The 21,081-nt window shown below is 64.7% G+C and carries 23 protein-coding genes; 10 read left to right on the top strand and 13 right to left on the bottom strand.

Features of this window, described 5'->3' with window-relative positions; all coding sequences use genetic code 11:
• The first annotated feature begins 134 nt into the window (after positions 1-134).
• The 4 genes from BM186_RS03850 to BM186_RS03865 all read left to right on the top strand — a co-directional run bounded on the left by BM186_RS03850 (position 135) and on the right by BM186_RS03865 (position 3,739).
• On the top strand, positions 135-1,298 hold the full coding sequence (locus tag BM186_RS03850) for an iron-containing alcohol dehydrogenase (RefSeq protein WP_074913594.1): 1,164 nt from the start codon (positions 135-137) through the stop codon (positions 1,296-1,298).
• 99 nt (positions 1,299-1,397) lie between these two features.
• The gene (locus BM186_RS03855) at positions 1,398-1,832 is read left to right on the top strand and encodes an acyl-CoA thioesterase (protein WP_074913595.1); all 435 of its coding nucleotides are present in this window, start codon (positions 1,398-1,400) and stop codon (positions 1,830-1,832) included.
• A 78-nt stretch (positions 1,833-1,910) separates the two neighbouring features.
• Entirely contained in the window at positions 1,911-2,975 is a 1,065-nt protein-coding gene (locus tag BM186_RS03860) for a DUF2157 domain-containing protein (protein WP_074913596.1), read from the top strand.
• Positions 2,972-3,739 carry a DUF4824 family protein gene (locus tag BM186_RS03865; protein ID WP_074913597.1) on the top strand — a complete coding sequence of 256 codons (768 nt, stop codon included), beginning with the start codon at positions 2,972-2,974 and terminating at the stop codon, positions 3,737-3,739. Before BM186_RS03860 ends, BM186_RS03865 begins: the two co-directional genes overlap by 4 nt.
• On the opposite strand, the gene BM186_RS03870 is transcribed toward BM186_RS03865, so the two are convergent.
• From BM186_RS03870 to BM186_RS03885, 4 genes are all read right to left on the bottom strand, one after another.
• On the bottom strand, positions 3,733-4,167 hold the full coding sequence (locus tag BM186_RS03870) for a glycine zipper domain-containing protein (RefSeq protein ID WP_074913918.1): 435 nt from the start codon (positions 4,165-4,167) through the stop codon (positions 3,733-3,735). The two genes, BM186_RS03865 and BM186_RS03870, sit on opposite strands and share 7 nt — an antisense overlap.
• Positions 4,168-4,253: 86 nt before the next feature.
• A complete protein-coding gene (locus tag BM186_RS03875; RefSeq protein ID WP_074913598.1) occupies positions 4,254-6,593 on the bottom strand; it encodes an FdhF/YdeP family oxidoreductase in 2,340 nt (779 codons plus the stop codon).
• Complete coding sequence (gene fdhD / locus BM186_RS03880; protein WP_072423465.1) at positions 6,590-7,405, bottom strand: formate dehydrogenase accessory sulfurtransferase FdhD; 816 nt, start codon at positions 7,403-7,405, stop codon at positions 6,590-6,592. The genes BM186_RS03875 and fdhD overlap by 4 nt, the downstream gene beginning before the upstream one ends.
• A 97-nt stretch (positions 7,406-7,502) precedes the next feature.
• Positions 7,503-8,390: a LysR family transcriptional regulator gene (locus BM186_RS03885; RefSeq protein WP_074913599.1), complete on the bottom strand. Its 888-nt coding sequence runs from the start codon at positions 8,388-8,390 to the stop codon at positions 7,503-7,505.
• Positions 8,391-8,509: 119 nt separating this feature from the next.
• Here BM186_RS03885 and lysM point away from each other — a divergent pair, with 119 nt between their 5' ends.
• A complete protein-coding gene (lysM, locus tag BM186_RS03890; protein ID WP_074913600.1) occupies positions 8,510-8,947 on the top strand; it encodes a peptidoglycan-binding protein LysM in 438 nt (145 codons plus the stop codon).
• A gap of 77 nt (positions 8,948-9,024) precedes the next feature.
• Here the strand turns inward: lysM and yrfG are convergent, their stop codons facing one another.
• On the bottom strand, positions 9,025-9,705 hold the full coding sequence (yrfG, locus tag BM186_RS03895; protein WP_074913601.1) for a GMP/IMP nucleotidase: 681 nt from the start codon (positions 9,703-9,705) through the stop codon (positions 9,025-9,027).
• A 123-nt stretch (positions 9,706-9,828) separates the two neighbouring features.
• Here yrfG and nudE point away from each other — a divergent pair, with 123 nt between their 5' ends.
• Positions 9,829-10,395, top strand: coding sequence for an ADP compounds hydrolase NudE (gene nudE, locus BM186_RS03900; RefSeq protein WP_017678423.1), 567 nt, complete (start codon positions 9,829-9,831; stop codon positions 10,393-10,395).
• A complete protein-coding gene (cysQ, locus tag BM186_RS03905) occupies positions 10,392-11,210 on the top strand; it encodes a 3'(2'),5'-bisphosphate nucleotidase CysQ (protein WP_074913602.1) in 819 nt (272 codons plus the stop codon). Before nudE ends, cysQ begins: the two co-directional genes overlap by 4 nt.
• Positions 11,211-11,286: 76 nt before the next feature.
• Here cysQ and BM186_RS03910 read toward each other — a convergent pair whose 3' ends face one another.
• The 8 genes from BM186_RS03910 to gshB all read right to left on the bottom strand — a co-directional run bounded on the left by BM186_RS03910 (position 11,287) and on the right by gshB (position 19,399).
• The gene (locus tag BM186_RS03910) at positions 11,287-13,194 is read right to left on the bottom strand and encodes a beta-ketoacyl synthase (RefSeq protein WP_074913603.1); all 1,908 of its coding nucleotides are present in this window, start codon (positions 13,192-13,194) and stop codon (positions 11,287-11,289) included.
• Between the two features lie 314 nt (positions 13,195-13,508).
• A complete protein-coding gene (locus BM186_RS03915; RefSeq protein ID WP_074913604.1) occupies positions 13,509-14,780 on the bottom strand; it encodes a dihydroorotase in 1,272 nt (423 codons plus the stop codon).
• Complete coding sequence (locus BM186_RS03920) at positions 14,780-15,787, bottom strand: aspartate carbamoyltransferase catalytic subunit (protein WP_017678427.1); 1,008 nt, start codon at positions 15,785-15,787, stop codon at positions 14,780-14,782. The genes BM186_RS03915 and BM186_RS03920 overlap by 1 nt, the downstream gene beginning before the upstream one ends.
• A gap of 11 nt (positions 15,788-15,798) precedes the next feature.
• Positions 15,799-16,302: a bifunctional pyr operon transcriptional regulator/uracil phosphoribosyltransferase PyrR gene (gene pyrR / locus BM186_RS03925; protein WP_074913605.1), complete on the bottom strand. Its 504-nt coding sequence runs from the start codon at positions 16,300-16,302 to the stop codon at positions 15,799-15,801.
• A gap of 30 nt (positions 16,303-16,332) precedes the next feature.
• Positions 16,333-16,770 carry a Holliday junction resolvase RuvX gene (gene ruvX / locus BM186_RS03930; RefSeq protein WP_024306524.1) on the bottom strand — a complete coding sequence of 146 codons (438 nt, stop codon included), beginning with the start codon at positions 16,768-16,770 and terminating at the stop codon, positions 16,333-16,335.
• On the bottom strand, positions 16,767-17,336 hold the full coding sequence (locus BM186_RS03935) for a YqgE/AlgH family protein (protein WP_017678430.1): 570 nt from the start codon (positions 17,334-17,336) through the stop codon (positions 16,767-16,769). Before BM186_RS03935 ends, ruvX begins: the two co-directional genes overlap by 4 nt.
• Positions 17,337-17,457: 121 nt before the next feature.
• Entirely contained in the window at positions 17,458-18,354 is an 897-nt protein-coding gene (locus BM186_RS03940; protein ID WP_074913606.1) for an energy transducer TonB, read from the bottom strand.
• An 88-nt stretch (positions 18,355-18,442) separates the two neighbouring features.
• Positions 18,443-19,399, bottom strand: coding sequence for a glutathione synthase (gshB, locus tag BM186_RS03945; RefSeq protein ID WP_072423456.1), 957 nt, complete (start codon positions 19,397-19,399; stop codon positions 18,443-18,445).
• Between the two features lie 241 nt (positions 19,400-19,640).
• Here gshB and pilG point away from each other — a divergent pair, with 241 nt between their 5' ends.
• From pilG to BM186_RS03960, 3 genes are read left to right on the top strand one after another with little or no spacing between them, the layout of a single operon-like run.
• Positions 19,641-20,048 carry a twitching motility response regulator PilG gene (gene pilG, locus BM186_RS03950; RefSeq protein ID WP_017678433.1) on the top strand — a complete coding sequence of 136 codons (408 nt, stop codon included), beginning with the start codon at positions 19,641-19,643 and terminating at the stop codon, positions 20,046-20,048.
• Positions 20,049-20,094: 46 nt separating this feature from the next.
• On the top strand, positions 20,095-20,460 hold the full coding sequence (pilH, locus tag BM186_RS03955) for a twitching motility response regulator PilH (protein WP_003458790.1): 366 nt from the start codon (positions 20,095-20,097) through the stop codon (positions 20,458-20,460).
• A 45-nt stretch (positions 20,461-20,505) separates the two neighbouring features.
• Positions 20,506-21,042, top strand: coding sequence for a chemotaxis protein CheW (locus BM186_RS03960; protein ID WP_074913607.1), 537 nt, complete (start codon positions 20,506-20,508; stop codon positions 21,040-21,042).
• The last annotated feature ends 39 nt before the right edge of the window (positions 21,043-21,081 follow it).

Here is a 21,081-nt window from a genome sequence, read left to right on the forward strand (position 1 = left end):
CTTGCCGGCGATGCCGGTTGTGATCGCCGGCAAGCCGGCTCCTACGGGCGCAGCGGCGTAGCCCGGATGTAATCCGGGGAAATTTGCATGACCGGTCCCGGATTTCATCCGGGCTACAACAAGAGGAGCACCCCATGCACCCTTTCAGCTTCGCCACCACCGCACAGATTCTTTGCGAATCCGGCGCCAGTCTGCGTCTGGCCGAACTCTGCCGCGAGCGCGGCGCCCGACGCGTGCTGATCGTCACTGACCCGGGCATCATCCGCCTGGGCTTGCTGGAACCCTTGCTGCCGGGCTTCGCCCGCGCTGGCATGAGCGTGCAGGTGTTCGACCAGGTGCTGGCCGACCCGCCCGAGACCGTGGTGCTGGCCGCCGTGACCCAGGCCCGCGAGCTGCAGGCGGAGCTGGTGGTCGGCTTCGGTGGCGGCAGCTCGATGGACGTGGCCAAGCTGGTGGCCTTGTTGGCCCATCCCGACTGCACCCAGGCGCTGAGCGAGATCTACGGCGTGGGCAATGCCCGCGGTCGGCGCCTGCCACTGATCCAGGTGCCGACCACCGCCGGAACCGGCTCGGAGGTGACGCCGATCGCCATCGTCACCACCGGCGAGACCACCAAGATGGGTGTGGTTTCGCCGCTGCTGCTGCCGGATCTGGCGTTGCTCGATGCCGACCTGACCCTCGGCCTGCCAGCGGCGGTCACCGCGGCCACCGGCGTCGACGCCATGGTGCATGCCATCGAGGCCTACACCAGCGCGCTGAAGAAGAACCCGCTTTCCGACCTGTTGGCGCGCGAAGCGCTGCGTCTGCTGGCGGCCAATCTCGATGAGGTAGTGCGCAACGGCAGCAACCGCGAGGCACGTCAGGCCATGCTGCTCGGCGCCTGTCTGGCCGGGCAGGCCTTCGCCAACGCGCCGGTGGCGGCGGTGCATGCCCTGGCCTATCCCCTGGGCGGGCATTTCCACATCCCTCACGGGCTGTCCAACGCCCTGGTGCTGCCACAGGTGCTGGCCTTCAATGCGCCGGTGGCTGCGCCGCTGTATGCCGAGTTGGCGCCGCTGGTACTGGGCGAGCAGTTGCGGGCCGGCAGTGCGGCGGCGCAGACCGAGCAGTTGATCGAGGCGCTGGCAGCTTTCAGTCTGCGCAGCGGCCTGCCGACGCGGTTGCGCGACGCCGGAGTGAGCGAGGTCATGTTGCCCACGCTGGCGGCGGACGCCATGCTGCAGCAGCGTCTGCTGGTGAACAATCCGCGTGAGATGAACGAGCAGCAGGCCCTGTCCATATACCAGGCAGCCTACTGACATTCATCGCGATTGGTGCGCATGGCGCACCCTACCGGGCCGGCGCCATCCCTGCCGTAGGGTGCGCCGCGCGCACCGAAGCCACTCCAAGGATCATCGATGAACCAACCCCAACACCTGCGTGGCGACTACCGTCACTTCCAGTCGATCACCACGCGCTGGCACGACAACGACATCTATGGCCACGTCAACAACGTGACCTACTACAGCTACTTCGACAGCGCGGTGAATGCCTACCTGATCGCCGAGGGTGGTCTGGATATCCATGGCGGCGAGGTGGTCGGCTTCGTGGTCAGCTCAAGCTGCGACTACTTCGCCTCCATCGCCTTCCCCGATGCCATCGAGGTGGGGCTGCGCGTCGGCAAGCTGGGCAACAGTTCGGTGCAGTACGAGCTGGCAATCTTCAAGGTGGGCGAAGAGCAGGCCTGCGCCGCTGGGCGTTTCGTCCACGTGTTCGTAGATCGTGCGAGCAATCGCCCCGTAGCGATCCCCGAGACCTTGCGTGCAGCGATGGCGGCATTGCGGGTGGATTGAAACTCGCGCCGGGTGCGCCGTGCGCACCTTCTGGCTCGGCCTGCTAGGCTGTGGGCAATTATCCGCCAGGGAGTGCCCATGTCCGATCTCGAGCGTGAGCAGGCGCAGCAGCGCGCCGCCCGCATCGCCGCCTTCCGTGAGGAGCTGGACGAGCTGCGCCGCGAGCAGGTGCTGCAACTGAGCGAGGCGCAGGAACAGGCGGTCACCGCCCATCATCGGCAATTGCTGACGTATTACCGGCAGACCCTGGACATCGACGCCGATGCCCGCGCGCGCCAGCTATCACTGGGCATGCGCCTGGCCTCGCTGTTCGGTGCGCTGGCGCTGGCGGCCGGGTTGTTTTTCCTGTTCTACCAGTTCTGGGGGCTGTTCGATGTTGCCGCTCAGGTCGCCATTCTCCTCGGCAGCAGCCTCGGCAGTCTGCTGCTGTGCTTTTGGCTACAGGTCCGCGACACCTCTGGCTATTACGCCAAGCTGGCCGCCGTGCTGGCGTTCGTCTGCTTCGTGCTGAACCTGTCGATGCTCGGGCAGATCTTCAATATCACCCCTTCGGACAAGGCCCTGCTGCCCTGGGGAGCGCTGGCGCTGCTATTGGCCTACCAGTGTCGCCAGCGCCTGCTGTTGGTGGTGGCGTTGCTCTGCTTCGGTCTGTTCGTCGCGGCTCGCCTTGGCGACTGGGGGGGCTGGCACTGGTGGTCGCTGGGCGAACGGCCGGAGCTGTTCATGCCGCTGACGGCGCTGCTGCTCGTCCCGCAATGGCTCGATCAGCGGCGCTATGCGGGGTTCGCCGCCTGCTACCGAGTGGTCGGCTTGCTCTACCTGCTCGGCCCGGTGCTGGTGCTCTCCTACTGGGGCGGCGGCAGCTATCTTGACTGGTCGACGGGCTGGATCGAGGCGTTCTACCAGACGCTCGGCTTCGTCCTCGCTGGGCTGACCATATGGCTCGGCATTCGCCGCGGCTGGGGTGAGGTGGTCAACACTGGTCTGGTCTTCGCGTTGATCATGCTCTTCGCCAAGCTGTTCGACTGGTGGTGGCAGTTGCTGCCGCGCTACCTGTTCTTCCTCCTGCTCGGGCTGATCGCTGTGCTGCTGCTGGTGATGCTGCAACGCTGGCGGCGCAGCGCGCCGGGAGGTGCGCAATGAAGCGGTCAGCGTGGCTTGCTCTCAGCGTGGTGCTGTTGAGCAATGCCGTCGCCCTGGGTAGCGTCTGGTACAACCGCAGTGGCGAGCCCGAGGCGCAACTGCTGCTCAGCGAGCGTGAGCTGCAGCGCGTCTACGGTGGCTGGTTGCGCGATGAGGACGATGGTGTGCTGCGCCTGCAACTGAGCTGGCAGCGCCCCGGTGATGGCTGGCAGTTGCCCTGGCTGGATGAGGCCAAGCTGCGCGAGCTGGGGTTCTCTGCCACCGATGAACGAGCCTTGAACAGGCAGACAGCACGCGAAGTCTGGTTGGTGTTGGAGCTGGATGGGCCGTTGTACCGACATCAGGTCGAACAGGCTCGCCAGGCACTGGTCGCTGCTGAAGCCGAATTGAATGCCAAGCCCGAGAGTGAGGTTTTGCGGCAGGAACGTGATGATCGCCAGCGTCGTTTGCAATTCGTCGAGCAGCAGGCCAGCCGTCTGATGCTGGTGGATACGGGCGTGGATGCACAGGTACTGCGTCAGAGCTGGCCGGATCGGCGGCGCCAGGTATTACTGACCGGAAGTATCGAGCCTTACCGCCACGGTGCCGAGGCCGGTTATGGCGCGACCATTCGCCTGGAAAATGATCGCCTGAGTGTTCCCTATGCTTATCGCGAGCTGGCGCGTGGCTGGGAGCGTAACTATGAACAAACAGGGTTCAAGGCGCAGGTAGAAGTGGCCTTCGGTCGTCGCCATGAACCCTGGGTGCTCAGTATCCGTCAGTGACGGCGCCAGTGCTTGTGGTGCTTCTTGTGTTTCTTGCCGTGGTAATGGCGGTGATGCTTGCCGCGACGGTCATCGTCGTAGCTGGCATTGCCCATGTAGTTGCCCAGTGCACCACCGGCGCCGCCACCGACTGCCGCACCGACCACACCGCCGGTGTTGCCGCCGACCTGCTGACCGACGACGTTGCCGCCGGCAGCGCCCAGCGCGCCGCCAATGGCGGCTTCGGTACGACTGCGACGGTCTGCACCGACCATGCTACCGGCTGCGCCGCCGAGACCGGCGCCGACCGCCGCGCCAGTGTTGCCGCCGACCTGCTGACCAACCATCGCGCCCACTGCGCCGCCCAAACCGGCTTCGGTACTGCCTGCAAAGGCAAAGCCACCGCTGCTCAGGCCAAGGGAAAGAAAGAACAGTTGCAGAGACTTCATGGACACCTCGATCATAGGATTCGCCGGCCAATGGCGAGCGTTACGCCATTGACCGGTGATTTGCGCAGGAGGTTCCTGGCCGCCTGTCAGCTCGCTGCGCTACTACTCAGCAGATTGCCGCCGCTGGCGGCCTGCAGGCGAATGGCGACGAACTTCGAAGTCGGTGTGCTGCTGCCGACACCAGCACTTTCCAGCGGTACCAGCGGGTTGGCCTCGGGGAAGTAGGCCGCGGCCTGGCCGGCCGGGATGTCGAAGGCGAGCAGGGTGAAGCCGCTGACGCGACGCTCGATGCCATCGTTCCACAGCGAGCGGATGTCCACCTTCTGCCCGGGCTTGAAGCCCAGGCGGAGGATGTCCGCCTCGTTGGCGAAGAGCACGTCGCGCTGGCCGCGCACACCCCGGTAGCGGTCGTCGAGGCCGTACACCGTGGTGTTGTACTGGTCGTGCGAGCGCAGGGTCTGCAGGATCAGATCCGGCGTTTCACCGCTTTCGCGTACCTGCGGGGGCAGCAGGTCGGCGAGCAGAGCATTGGCCTTGAAGTTGGCCTTGCCGGACGCGGTCTTCCACTGCCGTGCGCCGGCCGAGTTGCCGAGGTAGAAACCGCCGGGGTGAGCGACGCGCTGGTTGAAGTCATGGAAGCCGGGGATGGTGTCGGCGATCAGCTCGCGGATGCGGTCGTAGTCGGCGATCAGCGCGTCCCAGTCCACCGGATGGTTGCCCAAGGTGGCCTTGGCGATACCGGCAACGATGGCCGGCTCCGAGCGCATCTCGCTGCCGGCCAGCGGCTCGAGCTGGCCGTAGGAAGCGTGGATCATGCTGAACGAGTCTTCCACCGTCACCGCCTGCGGGCCGCCGGCCTGGTGGTCGATATCGGTACGGCCAAGGCACGGCAGGATCAGCGCGTCACGGCCGACAGTGAGGTGACTGCGGTTGAGCTTGGTGCTGATCTGCACGGTGAGGTCGCAGCTCTGCAGCGCCTTGTGCGTGCGCGGGCTGTCCGGTGTGGCCTGGGCGAAGTTGCCGCCGAGGCCGATGAACACCTTGGCCTGGCCGTCGACCATGGCGTTGATCGCCTCGACCGTGTTGTGACCGTTCTCGCGCGGCACCTTGAACTGGAAGCGTTTTTCGATGGCATCGAGCAGCGTCACGGGCGGGCGGTCGTTGATGCCCATGGTACGGTCGCCCTGCACGTTGCTGTGGCCGCGCACCGGGCACAGGCCGGCGCCGGGGCGGCCGAGGTTGCCGCGCAGCAGTTGCAGGTTGACGATTTCCTGGATAGTGGCCACCGAGTGGTGGTGCTGGGTGATGCCCATGGCCCAGCAGATGATCACGCGTTCGGCGCGGCGATACATGCGCGCAGCCTGTTCGATCTCCAGCAGGCTGAGGCCGGACTGGGCTTGCAGCGCCTCCCAGCTGCAATCGTCGAGCAGCTGCAGATAGGCCTCGACGCCGTCGGTGTGTTCGGCGATGAAGGCATGATCGAACACTGCCGGTTCGCCCTTGGCCTGCGCTTCGCGCTCCCACTGCAGGAGGAACTTGGCGATGCCGCGCAGGGCGGCCATGTCGCCGCCCAGCGCCGGACGGAAGAACGCGGTATTCAGTGGCTCGGAGCCGTTGGTGAGCATCTCCAGCGCGTGCTGCGGATGCTGGAAGCGTTCCAGACCACGCTCCTTCAGCGGGTTGAAGCAGACCACCTGGGCGCCGCGTTTGACCGCTTCACGCAGCGGCTCGAGCATGCGCGGGTGATTGGTGCCAGGGTTCTGACCGAGCACGAAGATGGCGTCGGCATGCTCGAAATCGTTGAAGGTCACGCTGCCCTTGCCGATCCCCACGCTCTGGCCGAGGGCGACGCCGCTGGCCTCGTGGCACATGTTCGAGCAGTCGGGGAAGTTGTTGGTGCCGTAGGCGCGCACGAACAACTGGTAGAGAAACGCCGCCTCGTTGCTGGCGCGGCCGGAGGTGTAGAACTCGGCATGATCCGGGCTTGGCAGCGCCTGGAGGTGCCCGGCGATCAGGGCGAAGGCGTCATCCCAACTGGTCTGCACATAGCGATCGGTGCTGGCGTCGTAGCGCATCGGATGCGTCAGGCGACCCTGGTACTCGAGCCAGTAGTCACTCTGCTCGCGCAGTTGGCTGACCGTGTAGCGGGCGAAGAAGGCTGGATCGACACGACGTTTGGTGGCTTCCCAGTTGACCGCCTTGGCGCCGTTCTCGCAGAACTTGATGTGACCGTCCTCGGGCGAATCGCCCCAGGCGCAGCCGGGGCAGTCGAATCCGCCGTTCTGGTTGGTCTTGAGCAGCGCGCGCAGGTTCTTGAACGGCTGTTTGCTGTCCAGCCAGAAGCGGGTGACGGCGTTCAGTGCGCCCCAGCCAGCGGCCGGGCCTTTGTAGGGCTTGTAACGGGGATTGACGGGTTGCAGGCTCATGGTCGTTCTTCTTCGTCAGGCGCGGGGCTATAGACCCGCGGCGTGCTGTGATGAGGCAGGTGGATCAGGTTGAGGCGGTGGCGCCGCGCCCAGTCCACGGTCAGGGCGGTGGGTGCGGACAGGCTCACCAGCGTGTCGATGCCGGCGCGCACCGCCTTGTGCAGTAACTCCAGGCTGCAGCGACTGGTGACCAGAGCAAAGCCACCACGGGTGTCGATGCGCTCGCGGGCAATGGCGCCGATCAGCTTGTCCAGCGCGTTATGGCGGCCGATGTCTTCGCGGCACAGACGAATCTCGCCGCTGGCGTCGATGAACAGGGCGGCATGCAGCGCGCCGCTGTGGCGTGCCAGTTGTTGTTGTTCACCGATGCGTTCGCGCAGCCCGGTCAGGTGTTCCAGTGGTGGCAACGCTGCGCCGGGCAGGGCGGTCAGGGCCGGTAGCGCCTGTTCCAGTGCATCCACACCGCATAGGCCACAACCACTGGTGCCGGCCATTTGTCGGCGTTGCTGCTTGAGCGCCCAAAAGGCGCGGCTGCTGACTTGCAGGCGCGCTTCGCGGCTGTCACCGAGGCCGCGCAACTGGATGTCATAGATGTCGTCGATGGACTGGATCAGGTCGTTACCGAGACTGAAACCGACGGCAAAATCTTCCAGATGATGGGGAGAAACCATCATCACGGCCTGGTTCAGGTCGTTGTAGCTGATCGCCAGGGCACATTCTTCGGCCAGTGCAGCGTGCTGCGCACGACCATCACCGAGTTCGGCGTAGGTGTAGGCACTGGCAATGTGCGGCTGGGCGGCTGGCTTGGCCATCGAGGCGCGCTCTGTGACAGATTGACACAGCTAAGCCTAGGCCCATGGGCGGGGAGCGTCTAATCGTTGGCTTTGATACGTTGATCGAGCATATCTATCAAGCGTCCACCAGCCACTCTCGCGCCTCTTCGAAGCAGGCTTGTGCGAGCGGTGAGGCAGGGGCGCTACGACGCATGATCAGGCCCTGAGGTGCCAGGGTATGAGCGTCCTCGATGGGTAGCAGGCGCAGATGACCGTCGGTCGGAGCACCGTCGGCCGGCAGCGGCATGACGCTGCAGCACAGACCGGCGCTGACCGCTTGAGTCAGGTGGTGCACGGCGTCGGCTTCCAGGCGCACCTGTGGGCTGAGGCCGCGCGCACGGAAGCTGTGATCGATGGACTGGCGAAAGTGCATGCCGGTGGAGAGCAGGCCCAGGGGCAAGTTGGCCAGTTGTTCCCAGCGCAGGCTGGCGCTGACGAAGTGGAAGTGGCGCTGATCGTAGAGCAGGCCCATGCGTGCTTCGGCCAGCTCCAGGCTGGCGAAGTGCTCGCGGTCGAGTCGGTCGAGATAGGACAGGCCAAGGTCGAGCTGATTACGTACCAGCCCCTCAAGAATCTGATCGCTGCTCAGCGCGTGCAGTTGGAAGCGCAGCCCGGGGTGACGCTCGGCGAACAGGCTGATCAGGCGCATCGGGTCGAAACTGGCCAGCGGCACCACGCCCAGGCGCAGGGTGCCGACCAGGTGCCCACGGCAGGCAGCTGCCTCGGCGAGCAGGCCATCCTGCGCCGCCAGCAGGCTGCGCGCCCAGGCCAGGATACGCTCACCTTCGGCGCTGAAACCCTCGAAACGTTGTCCGCGGCGCACCAGCTCCAGTCCCAGTTCGTCTTCCAACTGGCGCAGGCGCATGGACAGCGTCGGCTGGGTCACGTGGCAGCGTGCAGCGGCCTGACCGAAGTGGCGGGTCTCGTCGAGGGCGACGAGAAATTTCAGCTGCTTTATGTCCATGGGGGCTCCTGGTTTGCTCGGATTCTAATGCGCGAATGCTAATCAGGGGTGTTTCCTGAACTAGACTTTGGTCTCCGGGGGCTTTGCCCGGTCATTCACAAGGAACGAGAGGAATCGCCATGAGTCTGTTTGCCTTTGTCAAAGACGCCGGGGTCAAGCTCTGGGAGTCGCTGGTGGGTCAGGAGGCGCAGGCCGCCGAATCACTCAAGGACCACGTTACCAAGGTTGGCCTGGGTAACCCGAACATCGAGGTCAGTGTCGAAGGTGACAAGGTCATCGCCCGTGGCGAAGTGGCCAGCCAGGAAGAGAAGGAAAAGATCCTCCTGGCGCTGGGCAACGTTGCCGGTGTCGGTGAAGTCGATGACCAGATCAGCGTGACCACGCCCGCCCCCGCAGCGCGCTTCGTTACGGTGAAGAAGGGCGACACGCTGAGCGCCATCGCCAAGGCCGAATACGGCAATGCCAATGCCTACATGAAGATATTCGAGGCCAACAAGCCGATGCTCAGTCACCCGGACAAGATCTACTCGGGGCAGGTATTGCGCATTCCCGAATAAACCCGCGCTTAGGTACTGCGGGGGCGCTTGGCCTTGCCGGCGATCATCGTCATCCGGGATCGCCGGCAAGCCGGCTCCTACAACGAGGACGTCGCAGATAGTTCCTGTACCAACTCCCGGTAGTCCTCCACTGCGGCGAACTCCTCGGTATTTTTAGGCCCGGCATGGCTGTCTGGCTGGCGCACGGCGAGCAGATGGGCAACACCGAACCGGCCGGCGCTGCGCAGGATCGGCAGGCTGTCGTCGATGAACAGGCTGCGCGCGGGGTCGAAATCGACGTCCTGGCGCAGGGCGAACCAGAACTGCTGGTCCTCCTTGGGAAAGCCGTAGTCGTGAGAGCTGATCAGGCGCTCGAACCAGGGCGCCAGCTCGACGCGTTCCAGCTTCAGCGACAGCGAATCGCGGTGCGCGTTGGTGATCAGCACCACGCGCTTGCCCGCTTCTCGCAGGGCGCGCAGAAACAGCTCGGCATCCGCGCGCAGGGCGATCAGGTGCGCGACCTCGCGCTTGAGGTCACGGATCGACAGGCGCAGCTCGCGGCTCCAGAAGTCCGTGCAGTACCAGTTCAGCGTACCGGCATGCTGGCGAAACAGCGGCAGCAGTTCGGCCTGAGCCAGCGCCAGGCTGACGCCATGGTGCTCGGCGTAGCGCTGCGGCAGGTGGGTGAGCCAGAAGTGGTTGTCGAAGTGCAGGTCGAGCAACGTGCCGTCCATGTCCAGCAGGACGGTGTCGATCTGCTGCCAGGGTAGTACGGGCATGCGCATCTCTCTGATCGGGAACAATCGATCCGTGGCCTGTTTCGCCTTGATGCAATCTCGGCCACGGATAATGGCGAAAGCCGCTGTATGATAACCCGCTCGGTCCCGCCAAGGAGTCGCCTCATGCGCCAAAAACCCACGGTTCTCGCTCGCGAGATTGTCGCCAGCAGCCGTCTGTTTCGTGTCGAGGAAGTGCAGTTGCGCTTCTCCAACGGCACGGAGCGCACCTATGAGCGACTGGTCGGCAAGGGTTCGGGCTACGGTGCGGTGATGGTGGTGGCGATGCTCGATGCCGAGCACGCGGTGTTGATCGAGGAGTACTGCGGCGGCACCGATGACTACCAGCTGTCGTTGCCCAAGGGCCTGATCGAACCGGGTGAGGACGTGCTGGTCGCCGCCAACCGCGAGCTCAAGGAAGAGGCCGGTTTCGGCGCGCACGAGCTGGAGTACATCACCGAGCTGAGTCTGTCGCCCGGTTACATGAGCCAGAAGATTCAGGTGGTGCTGGCGCGCAACCTTTACGAGGAGCGCCTACCGGGGGATGAGCCCGAGCCGATGCGGGTCGACCGCATCAGCCTGCGCGAGCTATCCAGTTTGGCCCAGCACGAACAGTTCAGCGAAGGCCGTGCGCTGGCGGCGCTGTACCTGGTGCGTGATCTGCTGACCCAGCGCGGGGAGTTCTGCCCGTGAGTCATCCCTTTATGCCCCAAGTGATCGAACTGGTTCGTGCGGCGGGCGCGGCGACGCTACCGTACTGGCGCAGCGGTGTGGCAGTGACGGAGAAGGCCGATGCCTCGCCGGTGACCGCTGCCGACCTGGCCGCGCACCATATCCTGCTCGATGGCCTGCAGGCGCTGGCACCGGAGGTGCCGGTGCTGTCGGAGGAGGCCGCTGATATCCCGCTGGCCGAGCGCGCCGCCTGGACGCGCTGGTGGCTGGTCGATCCGCTCGATGGCACCAAGGAATTCATCGCCGGCTCCGAAGAGTTCACGGTCAATGTCGCCTTGATCGAGCGTGGCCGTGTGGTTTTCGGTGTGGTTGGCATTCCTGCCAGCGGGCGCTGCTACTACGGCGGCGCCGGTTTGGGTGCCTGGCGCAGCGATGTGTCGGGTGATGAACAACCGATTCGCATGCGCCTGGCGCCTGCGCAGGGCTTCACGCTGGTGGCCAGCAAGCGCCATTCCAGCCCTGCGCAGGAAACCCTACTGGCAGGCTTGGCCGCCCGTTTCGGCGAGCCGGCGCTGGCCAATATCGGCAGTTCGCTGAAGTTCTGCCTGCTGGCCGAAGGCAATGCCGACTGCTATCCGCGCCTGGCGCCCACCTCGCAATGGGACACCGCTGCGGCGCAGGGCGTGCTGGAAGGGGCCGGAGGCGAGGTGTTGAACCTGGCAGGCGAAGTGCTGACCTACGAGGCGCGCGAATCCTTCCTCAACCCCTCGTTCCTGGCCTTGCCGGCTGCCGCCGAGTGGCGTGGCGAGCTGATCGAACTGGCCAGCGGCCTGTAGGGTGCGCTGTGCGCACCGAGAGCTGCCCGGAATAGTGCTGGTGCGCACAGCGCACCCTACAGGATCTGCGTAAACCTCAATCGAGCATATCGCTGTAGCGCGCGTCCTTCTTGAACACCAGCGGCTGGTCGAAGCCCGGCACCTTCACTTCTTCGGTGGTGATGGAGATCGCCTGGTCGTCGATCATGTCGTTGCCGAAGTTGTAGATGATGTCCAGCTTGCCCTGCAGGGCAAGCTGATCGTACGCGGCAGCGGCGGCACGGGTGCTCTCGCGGCGCGCCAGGTAGGCGTCGAAGGCGGCCTGGCCGTGGCGTTTGCGCAGCATGCGTTCGGTCACGTGCGGGGCCAGCACCAGGGCGCTGGCGTTGTTGCCGCCGAAGCCCTTGGAGTTGATGAAGGCCACGTCCAGCGCCTGCTCACCCACCTTGCGGTCTTCGGTGGACAGGCTCAGGTGATCCTGATGCACGTCGCCGGCGACGGCGTCGATGGTCTTCAGACCCGGCACGATGCCGTACTTGAAGGCGCCGAGGGCTGCGATCACCTGGTCGCCGCTGGCGGTGGCCAGGGAATGGCCGACGAAGGCCTTCACTGCCGTGATCGGCCATTGCTCGATACCGAAGGCCGCCGCGACGCGGTCGAGAATCTCCGACTCGGTGACGCGGTTGGCCGGGGTGCTGGAACCATGGGCGTGGACGAAGCTGCGGCTACGCACGGCGTCCAGGCCGAGCAGCTGCACGGCGCTGGCCACGGCCTTGGCCACGGTCAGGTAGTTGCCCGGGCCGGGGGCGGAGATGGATTTCTTGAAGCCATCGGCGTTGATGAACACATCCGGCACCGCGCCGTGGATGTCGGCACCCAGTTCCAGGGCCAGCTCGTCGTCCATCAGCACCACGAACTGACAGGCCTCGGCCAGGGTGAAGCCGCAGTTGTCGCCGAACGGACGGCTGGCGCGGCGGAAGTCCACCTCGCTCTTGCCCTCGATCTGGCGCAGGCCTTCTTCGGTGGCCAGCGCGCCCATGGCGCCGTAGCCCTCGATGCATTCCTGGTTGATCGGCGCCTCGCTGCTGCCAACGATCACCACACGGGCCTTGCCCGAAGCGATCTGCTCGATGCCCTTTTGCAGGTTGTAGAGGAAGGTGGCGCAGGCACCGGTGATACTGCCGGTGGTGCCGACGCTGCCGAGCACGTAGGCGTTGATGAAGTCCGCCGGCATGGTGTTCAGGCCCAGGGCCAGTTGCTTGGCGGTAACGCGGCCACCCTTGAGGCGCGACTGCATCATGCCGCCGAAGCCGTTCTCGTCGAGCTGGCTCATGATGCAGCTGGCGAACACGGCGATTTCGTCCGGGGCGACATGTTGAACGATGCGCTGCCAGTCGATGCCGACCGAACGCAGGGCGTCGGTGACGCCGACGACGGTCATGGCCAGGCCGCGCGGGTGGAAGCGCGAATTGTACAGCTCGCTCGGCTCGAAGCCGGTGGGCAACTGGCCGGCGGATTTCACTGCCAGCGGGCGATAGCTGTCCACCTTGAACTCGCAGCTGTCATGCAGGGTGACGCGTACTTCGTTGCCTTCGAGCTCTTCGACCGACCAGTTGGCCGGCAGTGGCTCGGGCAATTGCTTGCGCTGGGTGATGAAGCTCAGGCTGGCGCCATTGATGGGGGCGACGCTGATGCTCTTCTGCCAGTGGGCCGCGTCCGGGTCCAGGTGCTGCTTCTCTAGGCGGCGCACCAGGGTGCCGGCCAGAATCTCCTTGGCGTAGCGGCTTTCGATCTCCGCCAGACTGAGTGCTTGACCGTCCTGATCGCGGTACTGGCCGTCGACCACGCGCACCAGCTTCATCATCTGCGCCAGCCCGGCCAGGGTTTCCTGGCGCGCCTGGGGTTCCAGCGACTCCTGCACGGTGCGCCGGAAGCCATGGTGGAAGGAGCTGCGCCCGGCTGCGTTGTAACCCCCAAAACCCACGATCACAGGTAAGCGCGACATAAATCAAAAGCTCCTGAACAAGGCCAGCGCGACGCCAGGCCGGCGCCTCTGGGCGCGAGCAGGGTCATAAGGCGGTGGCATTTGGAAAATTTCGGCTGCCTAACCTGACGTGGATCATGACCGTCGAGTCACTCATTCGTCCAATGTCGTGGCGAGAGTGAGGTGTGTCGCGGATGGGCGGGCGTTAGCGGGGCAATGGATCGGGGGTAGGGTGCGCTGTGCGCACCGCTGTTTTCTGAAGGCTGGTGCGCATGGCCTAGGCGGCCTCGCGACACCCTGCTGGCAAGCCCGCCGGCTGGCGGGCTTGTGTCGGCTCAGCCCTGGTAGCTGATATGCCCGTCGACCAGCGTGTAGCGCACCGCACCGGGCAGACAATGGCCGATAAAGGGGCAGTTGCTGCCCTTGGAGTACCACTGCTCACCGGCGACGGTGGAGGCCTGCGGGTCGAACAAGACGATATCGGCAGCGCCGCCGACGCGCAGCGAGCCGGCCGGCAGACGCAGTGCGGCGGCCGGGCCATTGGTCAGGCGTGCCAGCAGCGTCGGCAGATCGAGCAGGCCGTCCTGCACCAGGCTAAGCGCCAGCGGTAGCAGCAATTGCACGCTGCTGATGCCCGGCTCGGTGGCGGCGAAGGGCGCCAGCTTGGCATCGCGTTCGTGGGGCTGGTGGTGGCTGGCGATGGCCGAGATAACCCCGGTCTTCACTGCCTCGCGAAGACCATCGCGGTCGGCACGCGAGCGCAGCGGGGGCTGCACGTGATACAGGCTGGAAAAATCGATCAGCGCCTCGTCGGTGAGGATCAGCTGGTACAGCGCCACGTCAGCAGTCACCGGCAGGCCACGGGCCTGGGCGGCTGCGATCAGCTCGGCGCCACGGGCGCTGGTGATCTGGCTGAAGTGCGCGCGTACGCCGCTCTGTTCCACCAGCAGCAGGTCGCGGGCCAGGGCTACGGTTTCGGCGGTTTCCGGGATGCCGGCCAGGCCGAGGAAGCTGGCGGTCGGACCCTCATGCGCGAGACCGCCTTCGGCCAGATCAAAGTCCTGCGAATGGAAGATCACCTGCAGGTCGAAGGTGGCCGCATACTCCAGGGCGCGACGCAGGGTGCGGCTGCTGCGGAAGTTATCCAGGCCATTGCCGAAGGCGACGCAGCCGGCATCGCGCAGGGCGACCAGCTCGGCCAGCTGTTCGCCGGCCAGGCCCTTGCTCAGCGCGCCGATGGGGAAGACCTTGGTGTGCCCGGCTTCACGGGCGCGGTCGAGAATCAGCTCGGCCACCGCTGAGGTATCCAGCACCGGCTTGGTGAACGGTGGGCAGCACAGGCTGGTGACACCACCGGCCGCTGCGGCCAGGGTTTCCGTGGCGATGCTGCCCTTGCGGCTATAGCCGGGTTCGCGCAGGGCCACCGACAGGTCGACCAGGCCGGGCGCGGCGATCAGGCCTTGGGCGTCGAGGGTCTGGTCGGCGGCAAAGCCAGAGGGGGCATGACCAGTGGCCACCAGCTTGCCGCCATCTATATAGAGGTCAGTGACCTGATCCAGGCCGCTGGCCGGGTCGATCACGCGGGCGCCGAGGATTGCGGTACGCATCAGTTGGCCTCCTCGGCGTTGAGTTGACGTTGGGCGTTCTGCCCGCTCATGGCCATCGACAGCACGGCCATGCGGATGGCGATGCCGTAGGTGACCTGGTTGAGGATCACCGATTGCGGGCCGTCGGCCACCGCCGACTCGATCTCCACGCCGCGGTTGATCGGGCCCGGGTGCATCACCAGGGCATCGGGCTTGGCCAGCTTCAGGCGCTGCTCGGTGAGGCCGAACAGGCGGTAGAACTCGCCTTCGCTGGGCAGCAGACCGCCCTGCATGCGCTCGCGCTGCAGGCGCAGCATGATCACCACGTCGACGTCCTTGAGGCCTTCGTTGGCGTCGCTGAACACGCGTACGCCGTAGCTTTGTTCCAGGCCGATGGGCAGCAGGGTCTTCGGCGCGATCACGCGGATATCCGGGCAACCCAGGGTCTTCAGGGCCAGCATGTTCGAGCGCGCCACCCGCGAGTGCAGGATGTCGCCGACGATGGCCACCGACAGATTCTCGAAGTCGCCCTTGTGGCGGCGGATGGTGAGCATGTCGAGCATGCCCTGGGTCGGGTGCGCGTGGCGGCCGTCGCCACCGTTGATGATCGCCAGATTCGGGCACACGTGCTCGGCGATGAAGTGCGCGGCGCCGGAGTCGGCATGGCGCACGACGAAGATGTCGGCGGCCATGGCCTCGAGGTTGCGCAGGGTGTCGAACAGCGTCTCGCCCTTGCTGGTGGAGCTGGTCGACACGTTGAGGCTGATGACGTCGGCCGACAGGCGCTGGGCGGCCAGCTCGAAGGTGGTACGGGTGCGCGTGGAGTTCTCGAAGAACACGTTGCACACGGTCTTGCCGCGCAGCAGCGGGACTTTCTTCACTGCGCGTGCGCCGACTTCGAGAAAGGAGTCGGCGGTGTCGAGGATTTCGGTCAACAGCTCGCGGGGCAGGCCGTCGAGTGAGAGGAAGTGGCGCAGTTGACCTTGGTCGTTCAGCTGCAGCGGGCGCTTGGCGGCGAGTGGCGTCATCGCGGGGAGTCTCAGTTGGCGAGCGTCTGGAGTTCGAGGGTCAGCGGCGTGGGGCCGGACAATTTTACCCGCTCGTTGGCGGCCAGCGACAGGGTAGCGCCGACCACATCCGGGCGGATCGGCAACTCGCGGGCGCCCAGGTCGAGCAGGCTGACCATGGTCACGCTGGCCGGGCGGCCGTAGTCGAACAGTTCGTTCAATGCGGCGCGGATGGTGCGCCCGCTCATCAGCACGTCGTCGATCAGCACCAGATGCTGGCCTTCGATCTCGAACGGCAGTTCGGACGGCTGCACCTGCGGGTGCAGGCCGTTCTGGGTGAAGTCGTCGCGGTAGAAGGACACGTCGAGGATGCCCAGTGCGTCATCGCGCCCCAGGGCGGCAAGCAGGGCCTGGGCAACCCAGACGCCGCCGGTACGGATGCCGATGAAGCGCGGCTCGCTGATCTGGCGATGGTTCAGATGCTGGGTCAGGGCGCTGGCCATGGCCGGCAGCAGGTCGTTGGGGTTCGGTAGCATGGCGAAACTCCTTGATGCGGGCCGACTCGCTCAGCCCGTGCAGTTTTCCTCTAGCCAGCCCTGAAGGAGCAGAGCTGCAGCAATGGCGTCGACCGGGCGCTCGCGATAGCCGCCACTCTGGCCTTCGCGCAGGCGTTGGCCTTTGGCCTCGAAGGTGGTCAGGCGTTCGTCGTGGGTGTAGGCCGGCAGGTTGAAGCGGCCGTTGAGGCGGCGGGCGAATTTCTCGGCGCGGGCGCTCATCTCGCTGGGCGTGCCGTCCATGTTCAGCGGCAGGCCAACTACCACGGCATCCGGCTGCCACTCCTTGATCAGCGCTTCGACGCGGTTCCAGTCCGGTACGCCGTTCTGTGCCTTGAGCACGCACAGCTCACGGGCCTGGCCGGTGATCACCTGGCCGACGGCGACGCCGATCTGCTTGGTGCCATAGTCGAAACCCAGCAGCAGGCGCAATGGCTTGTCGCTCATCAGGCGTGCCCGACCTGCGAGGTCAGCAGGCTGAGATTGACGCCCAGGCGTGCGGCGGCGGCGTTAAGACGCTGGTCGAACGGCAGGTCGAAAAGAATGTTGCTGTCGGCGGGGCAGGTCAGCCAGGCATTGTCGGCCAGTTCGGCTTCCAGTTGCCCGGCATCCCAGCCGGCGTAGCCAAGGGTGATCAGGTAGCGATCCGGGCCGCTTCCGTCGGCGATGGCGAACAATACGTCTTGCGAGGTGGAGAGGCCCAGCTCGCCCAGCTCCAGGGTCGCCTGGAACTGCGGACCAGCGGGGTGCAGGACGAAACCGCGGTCGGTCTGTACCGGGCCTCCGGCGAAGATCGGCAGGCTGTGGCACAGCGCCGCCGGCTCTTCGTCAGGGCGCAGTTGTTCGAGCACGTCAGCCAGATTCAGGCCATTGGGCTTGTTGATGACCAGGCCCATCGCACCTTGCTCGTTGTGTTCGACCAGGTAGGTGACGGTCTGCGCGAAGTGCGGATCGGCCATGTGCGGCATGGCAATCAGGAAGTGGTGCTTGAGCGAAGTGGGGGCTGATTTCTTCATGACGCCTAGTTTGGAACGACAGGCGGCAAGCTACAAGCGTGAGCAGCGCTTTGCCGGATCTCATCCAGGCTGCTGGCGCCACTTCGCAGGGGGCGCAGTGCGCACCGATGATCAGGGTTGGCTAATTACTCGACAGCCGATCACCGCGCTCGAAGCGCCAGGTGCGGATGATTTCCAGGCGGTCGATATCGGCCAGGTCGCCGGTGAAGGGTGCATAGGGCGCGGCCAGGCGCACGATGCGTTGTGCGGCCTGGTCGAGCACGGCCTGGCCGGAAGACTCCAGCACCTGTACCTCGTACAGCGAGCCATCACGGTTGATCGATACCAACAGGCGCAGGCTACCGTATATACGTTGGCGACGAGCGTCGTCGGGGTAGTTGAGGTTGCCGATGCGTTCGACTTTCTTGCGCCATTCGTCTTTGTACCAGGCGCCTTTGTCGCGCATGGTTGAGGCGGCGTTGAGGCGGTGGATCTTCGGGCGTTTGGCGTACTGCTGAACTTCCTGGGCCAGCTCGGCTTCCAGGCTGGCGATTTCTGCCGAGAGCTGGGCCGAGTCGAATACCGGCGCCGGGCGCGTTTCTGGTACCGGCTTGGCTTCTTCGCGTTTGACCGGGGTTTTCTGCTGCTGCGGTGCGCGTGTTGCGACGGCAGCCTTGGGCGCTTCCTGTCTGGTGGCAGGCTGCTGCGGGGTGGCGGGTGGTGTGACCTTGCGCACCTCGCTGTCCTGAAAGGGCGCCTGTTCGGTGGTCTTGGGTGCTGCAGTGTGTTCCAGCGTGCCGCTGCCCTGCTGGTTGTCCTGTGCCAGGAAGTCCGCTTCCTTGGGCTTCTCTTCGCTCTTGAAGGTGGACAGGGTGATTTCCAGCGTCTTGCTGATTTCCGGCGGCGACTCCAGGGTGAAGCCGACGCCGAGGATCAGTGCCGCGTGCAGTGCTGCCGCGAGAAACAGGGTAAATCCCAGGCGGTCCGCCGGTCGGGCGTTGGCGGAGGAGATGGTCGGTGGGGAGGCTGCTGCGTTCATCGCGTATCGGGTCTGCTTTCGAATGTCGCGCAGTCTGCCGGGTAGCAGTAGGCGCCTGCAAGTTGCGGGCGCCAGGCTGCCACCTGCGTCAAGCTTTTAACCCACGTTTGCGCGCAATGCAGTCCATCAGTTGTTCGCCGATACGGGTGTCGAATGCGGCATCTATTTCGCGGATACAGGTCGGGCTGGTGACGTTGATTTCTGTCAGGTGCTCACCGATCACGTCGAGCCCGACGAAGATCAGGCCCTTTTCGCGCAGGGTAGGCCCGACTGCTGCGGCAATTTCGCGATCGCGCTCGGTCAGCGGGCGCGCCTCGCCGCGGCCGCCGGCGGCCAGGTTGCCGCGGGTCTCTCCAGCAGCCGGAATGCGTGCCAGGCAATAGGGTACCGGCTCCCCGTCTATCATCAGGATGCGTTTGTCGCCGTCCTTGATAGCTGGCAGGTAGGCCTGCGCCATGATCTGCTGGTGGCCGTGCAGGGTCAGGGTTTCCAGAATCACCGAGAGATTCGGGTCGCCTTCGCGGTGGCGAAATATCTGCGATCCGCCCATACCATCAAGGGGTTTGAGAATGATGTCACGGTGCTCATCGGCAAACTGGCGCACAATGTCGGGACGCCGGCTTACCAGAGTCGCTGGTGTGTATTGGGGAAACTGGGTGGCGAAGAACTTTTCATTGCAGTCGCGCAGACTCTGCGGCCGATTGACCACCAGTACGCCGTCGTTCTCGGCCTGCTCAAGCAGGTAGGTGGAGTAGACGAATTCGTTATCGAAGGGCGGGTCCTTGCGCATCAGGATCACGTCCAGTTCGGCGAGCGGCGTGTCCTGTTCCGTACCAAGGGTGAACCAGCGCTGCGGATCATTGAACACTTCCAGAGAACGCAGGCGGGCACGGGCCTGGCCACGAACCTGATAGAGATCCTGCTGCTCCATGTAGAACAGCGACCAGCCGCGTGCTTGAGCGGCCAGCAACATGGCCAGCGAGCTGTCCTTCTTGAAGGAAATGCTGGCGATAGGATCCATGACGATCCCGAGGCGAAGGCTCATGGGGGATAAACTCCGTGGGATAAGGGCGAAGGCCGGGCTGGCCGCGCCGAACAATGGCTGTCAGGGTGGCGCCGGCCAGGCCGCGCGGTCAAGGGTGGAGCTGCCCTGGCAGGCTTATAGATTGCATCTGGAGAGTGTGCTAAAAAGGCCCGACGATTGGGTCAAGCCCCATCGAAGACTGGGCCTCAGGCATACTGATAACGCGAATATAACGACTCACCGAGGCGATGGTAGGGCGAACATGGAACAGCATACCGAGGGTTTGAAAGTGATGGTGATCGACGATTCGAAAACGATTCGTCGCACCGCTGAAACTCTGCTGAAAAAAGTGGGTTGTGATGTCATCACCGCGGTCGATGGCTTCGATGCCCTGGCCAAGATTGCCGACACGCATCCCAGTATCATCTTTGTTGACATCATGATGCCGCGTCTCGATGGGTATCAGACCTGTGCCCTGATCAAGAACAACAGTGCTTTCAAGTCCACGCCAGTGATCATGCTGTCCTCCAAGGACGGTCTGTTCGACAAGGCCAAGGGGCGTATCGTCGGCTCCGATCAGTACCTGACCAAGCCTTTCAGCAAGGAAGAGCTGCTCGGTGCCATCAAGGCTCACGTGCCCGACTTCACCCCGGTGGAACAAGCTTCCTGACGTTCCGGCCTGACCGCCGTACGCCACTTCTGTATTGGGAAACACCATGGCTCGAATTCTGATTGTTGATGACTCCCCGACCGAGATGTACAAGCTGACCGCCATGCTGGAAAAACATGGGCATCAGGTACTCAAGGCGGAAAACGGCGCTGACGGCGTGGCTCTTGCTCGCCAGGAAAAGCCCGACGCGGTGCTGATGGACATCGTCATGCCCGGCCTCAACGGCTTTCAGGCGACCCGTCAGCTGACCAAGGACGCCGAGACCAGCCACATCCCGGTGATCATCGTCACCACCAAGGATCAGGAAACCGACAAGGTCTGGGGCAAGCGCCAAGGCGCCAAGGACTACCTGACCAAGCCGATCGACGAAGATACCTTGCTGAAGACCCTCAATGCGGTACTGGCCGGCTGATGCCGTGCTGTCCGTGTACTAAATAAAAAGAAGGCCAAGGCTGGCATGTCCGCGCAGACTCCTTTCCAGATTCTCCTTGAGATTGACCAGCGTTGCCGGGTCCTGGCGGCTGGCCTGCCGTCGCAACAGGCGGCGGTGCAGAGCTGGAGCGGTATCGGCTTTCGCATGGGCGAGCGATTCTTCGTCGCGCCGATGGGGGAAGTGGGAGAGGTGCTGCACGAGCCGCGCTACACCCTGCTGCCGGGTGTGAAGGGCTGGGTCAAAGGGGTGGCCAACGTGCGTGGCCGCCTGCTGCCGATCATGGACCTGTGCGGGTTCTTCGGTAACGAACTGTCGCCGCTGCGCAAGCTGCGGCGAGTGCTGGTGGTGGACCACCAGGAGATCTTCGCTGGCCTTACCGTCGACGAGGTTTTCGGCATGCAACATTTTCCGGTGGATGCATTTTCAGAACAACTGCCGCCTCTCGAGGCGAGCATTGCGCCGTTTATCCACGGAGTCTTTCAACGAGAACAACCCTGGTTGGTGTTCAGCCCTCATGCGCTGGCCACCAATCCGGGCTTTCTCGATGTGTCCTATCAGTAGATTTTCGGTTGGGCCGGCTTTGCCGGCTCTTTGGCGTTA

The sequence above is a fragment of the Ectopseudomonas toyotomiensis genome (assembly GCF_900115695.1).
In the GTDB taxonomy this organism is placed as follows: domain Bacteria; phylum Pseudomonadota; class Gammaproteobacteria; order Pseudomonadales; family Pseudomonadaceae; genus Aquipseudomonas; species Aquipseudomonas toyotomiensis.

What these genes read in the sequence shown, in the direction of transcription:
- BM186_RS03870 (WP_074913918.1), bottom strand. Translation starts at nt 4,167, where the DNA reads ATGAAGTCTCTGCAACTGTTCTTTCTTTCCCTTGGCCTGAGCAGCGGT.
- pilH (WP_003458790.1), top strand. Translation starts at nt 20,095, where the DNA reads ATGGCTCGAATTCTGATTGTTGATGACTCCCCGACCGAGATGTACAAG.
- BM186_RS03910 (WP_074913603.1), bottom strand. Translation starts at nt 13,194, where the DNA reads ATGTCGCGCTTACCTGTGATCGTGGGTTTTGGGGGTTACAACGCAGCC.
- BM186_RS03850 (WP_074913594.1), top strand. Translation starts at nt 135, where the DNA reads ATGCACCCTTTCAGCTTCGCCACCACCGCACAGATTCTTTGCGAATCC.
- BM186_RS03855 (WP_074913595.1), top strand. Translation starts at nt 1,398, where the DNA reads ATGAACCAACCCCAACACCTGCGTGGCGACTACCGTCACTTCCAGTCG.
- BM186_RS03960 (WP_074913607.1), top strand. Translation starts at nt 20,506, where the DNA reads ATGTCCGCGCAGACTCCTTTCCAGATTCTCCTTGAGATTGACCAGCGT.
- BM186_RS03875 (WP_074913598.1), bottom strand. Translation starts at nt 6,593, where the DNA reads ATGAGCCTGCAACCCGTCAATCCCCGTTACAAGCCCTACAAAGGCCCG.
- yrfG (WP_074913601.1), bottom strand. Translation starts at nt 9,705, where the DNA reads ATGCCCGTACTACCCTGGCAGCAGATCGACACCGTCCTGCTGGACATG.
- nudE (WP_017678423.1), top strand. Translation starts at nt 9,829, where the DNA reads ATGCGCCAAAAACCCACGGTTCTCGCTCGCGAGATTGTCGCCAGCAGC.
- BM186_RS03915 (WP_074913604.1), bottom strand. Translation starts at nt 14,780, where the DNA reads ATGCGTACCGCAATCCTCGGCGCCCGCGTGATCGACCCGGCCAGCGGC.
- pilG (WP_017678433.1), top strand. Translation starts at nt 19,641, where the DNA reads ATGGAACAGCATACCGAGGGTTTGAAAGTGATGGTGATCGACGATTCG.
- BM186_RS03935 (WP_017678430.1), bottom strand. Translation starts at nt 17,336, where the DNA reads ATGAAGAAATCAGCCCCCACTTCGCTCAAGCACCACTTCCTGATTGCC.
- BM186_RS03920 (WP_017678427.1), bottom strand. Translation starts at nt 15,787, where the DNA reads ATGACGCCACTCGCCGCCAAGCGCCCGCTGCAGCTGAACGACCAAGGT.
- BM186_RS03885 (WP_074913599.1), bottom strand. Translation starts at nt 8,390, where the DNA reads ATGGACATAAAGCAGCTGAAATTTCTCGTCGCCCTCGACGAGACCCGC.
- gshB (WP_072423456.1), bottom strand. Translation starts at nt 19,399, where the DNA reads ATGAGCCTTCGCCTCGGGATCGTCATGGATCCTATCGCCAGCATTTCC.
- fdhD (WP_072423465.1), bottom strand. Translation starts at nt 7,405, where the DNA reads ATGGCCAAGCCAGCCGCCCAGCCGCACATTGCCAGTGCCTACACCTAC.
- lysM (WP_074913600.1), top strand. Translation starts at nt 8,510, where the DNA reads ATGAGTCTGTTTGCCTTTGTCAAAGACGCCGGGGTCAAGCTCTGGGAG.
- pyrR (WP_074913605.1), bottom strand. Translation starts at nt 16,302, where the DNA reads ATGCTACCGAACCCCAACGACCTGCTGCCGGCCATGGCCAGCGCCCTG.
- BM186_RS03865 (WP_074913597.1), top strand. Translation starts at nt 2,972, where the DNA reads ATGAAGCGGTCAGCGTGGCTTGCTCTCAGCGTGGTGCTGTTGAGCAAT.
- BM186_RS03940 (WP_074913606.1), bottom strand. Translation starts at nt 18,354, where the DNA reads ATGAACGCAGCAGCCTCCCCACCGACCATCTCCTCCGCCAACGCCCGA.
- BM186_RS03860 (WP_074913596.1), top strand. Translation starts at nt 1,911, where the DNA reads ATGTCCGATCTCGAGCGTGAGCAGGCGCAGCAGCGCGCCGCCCGCATC.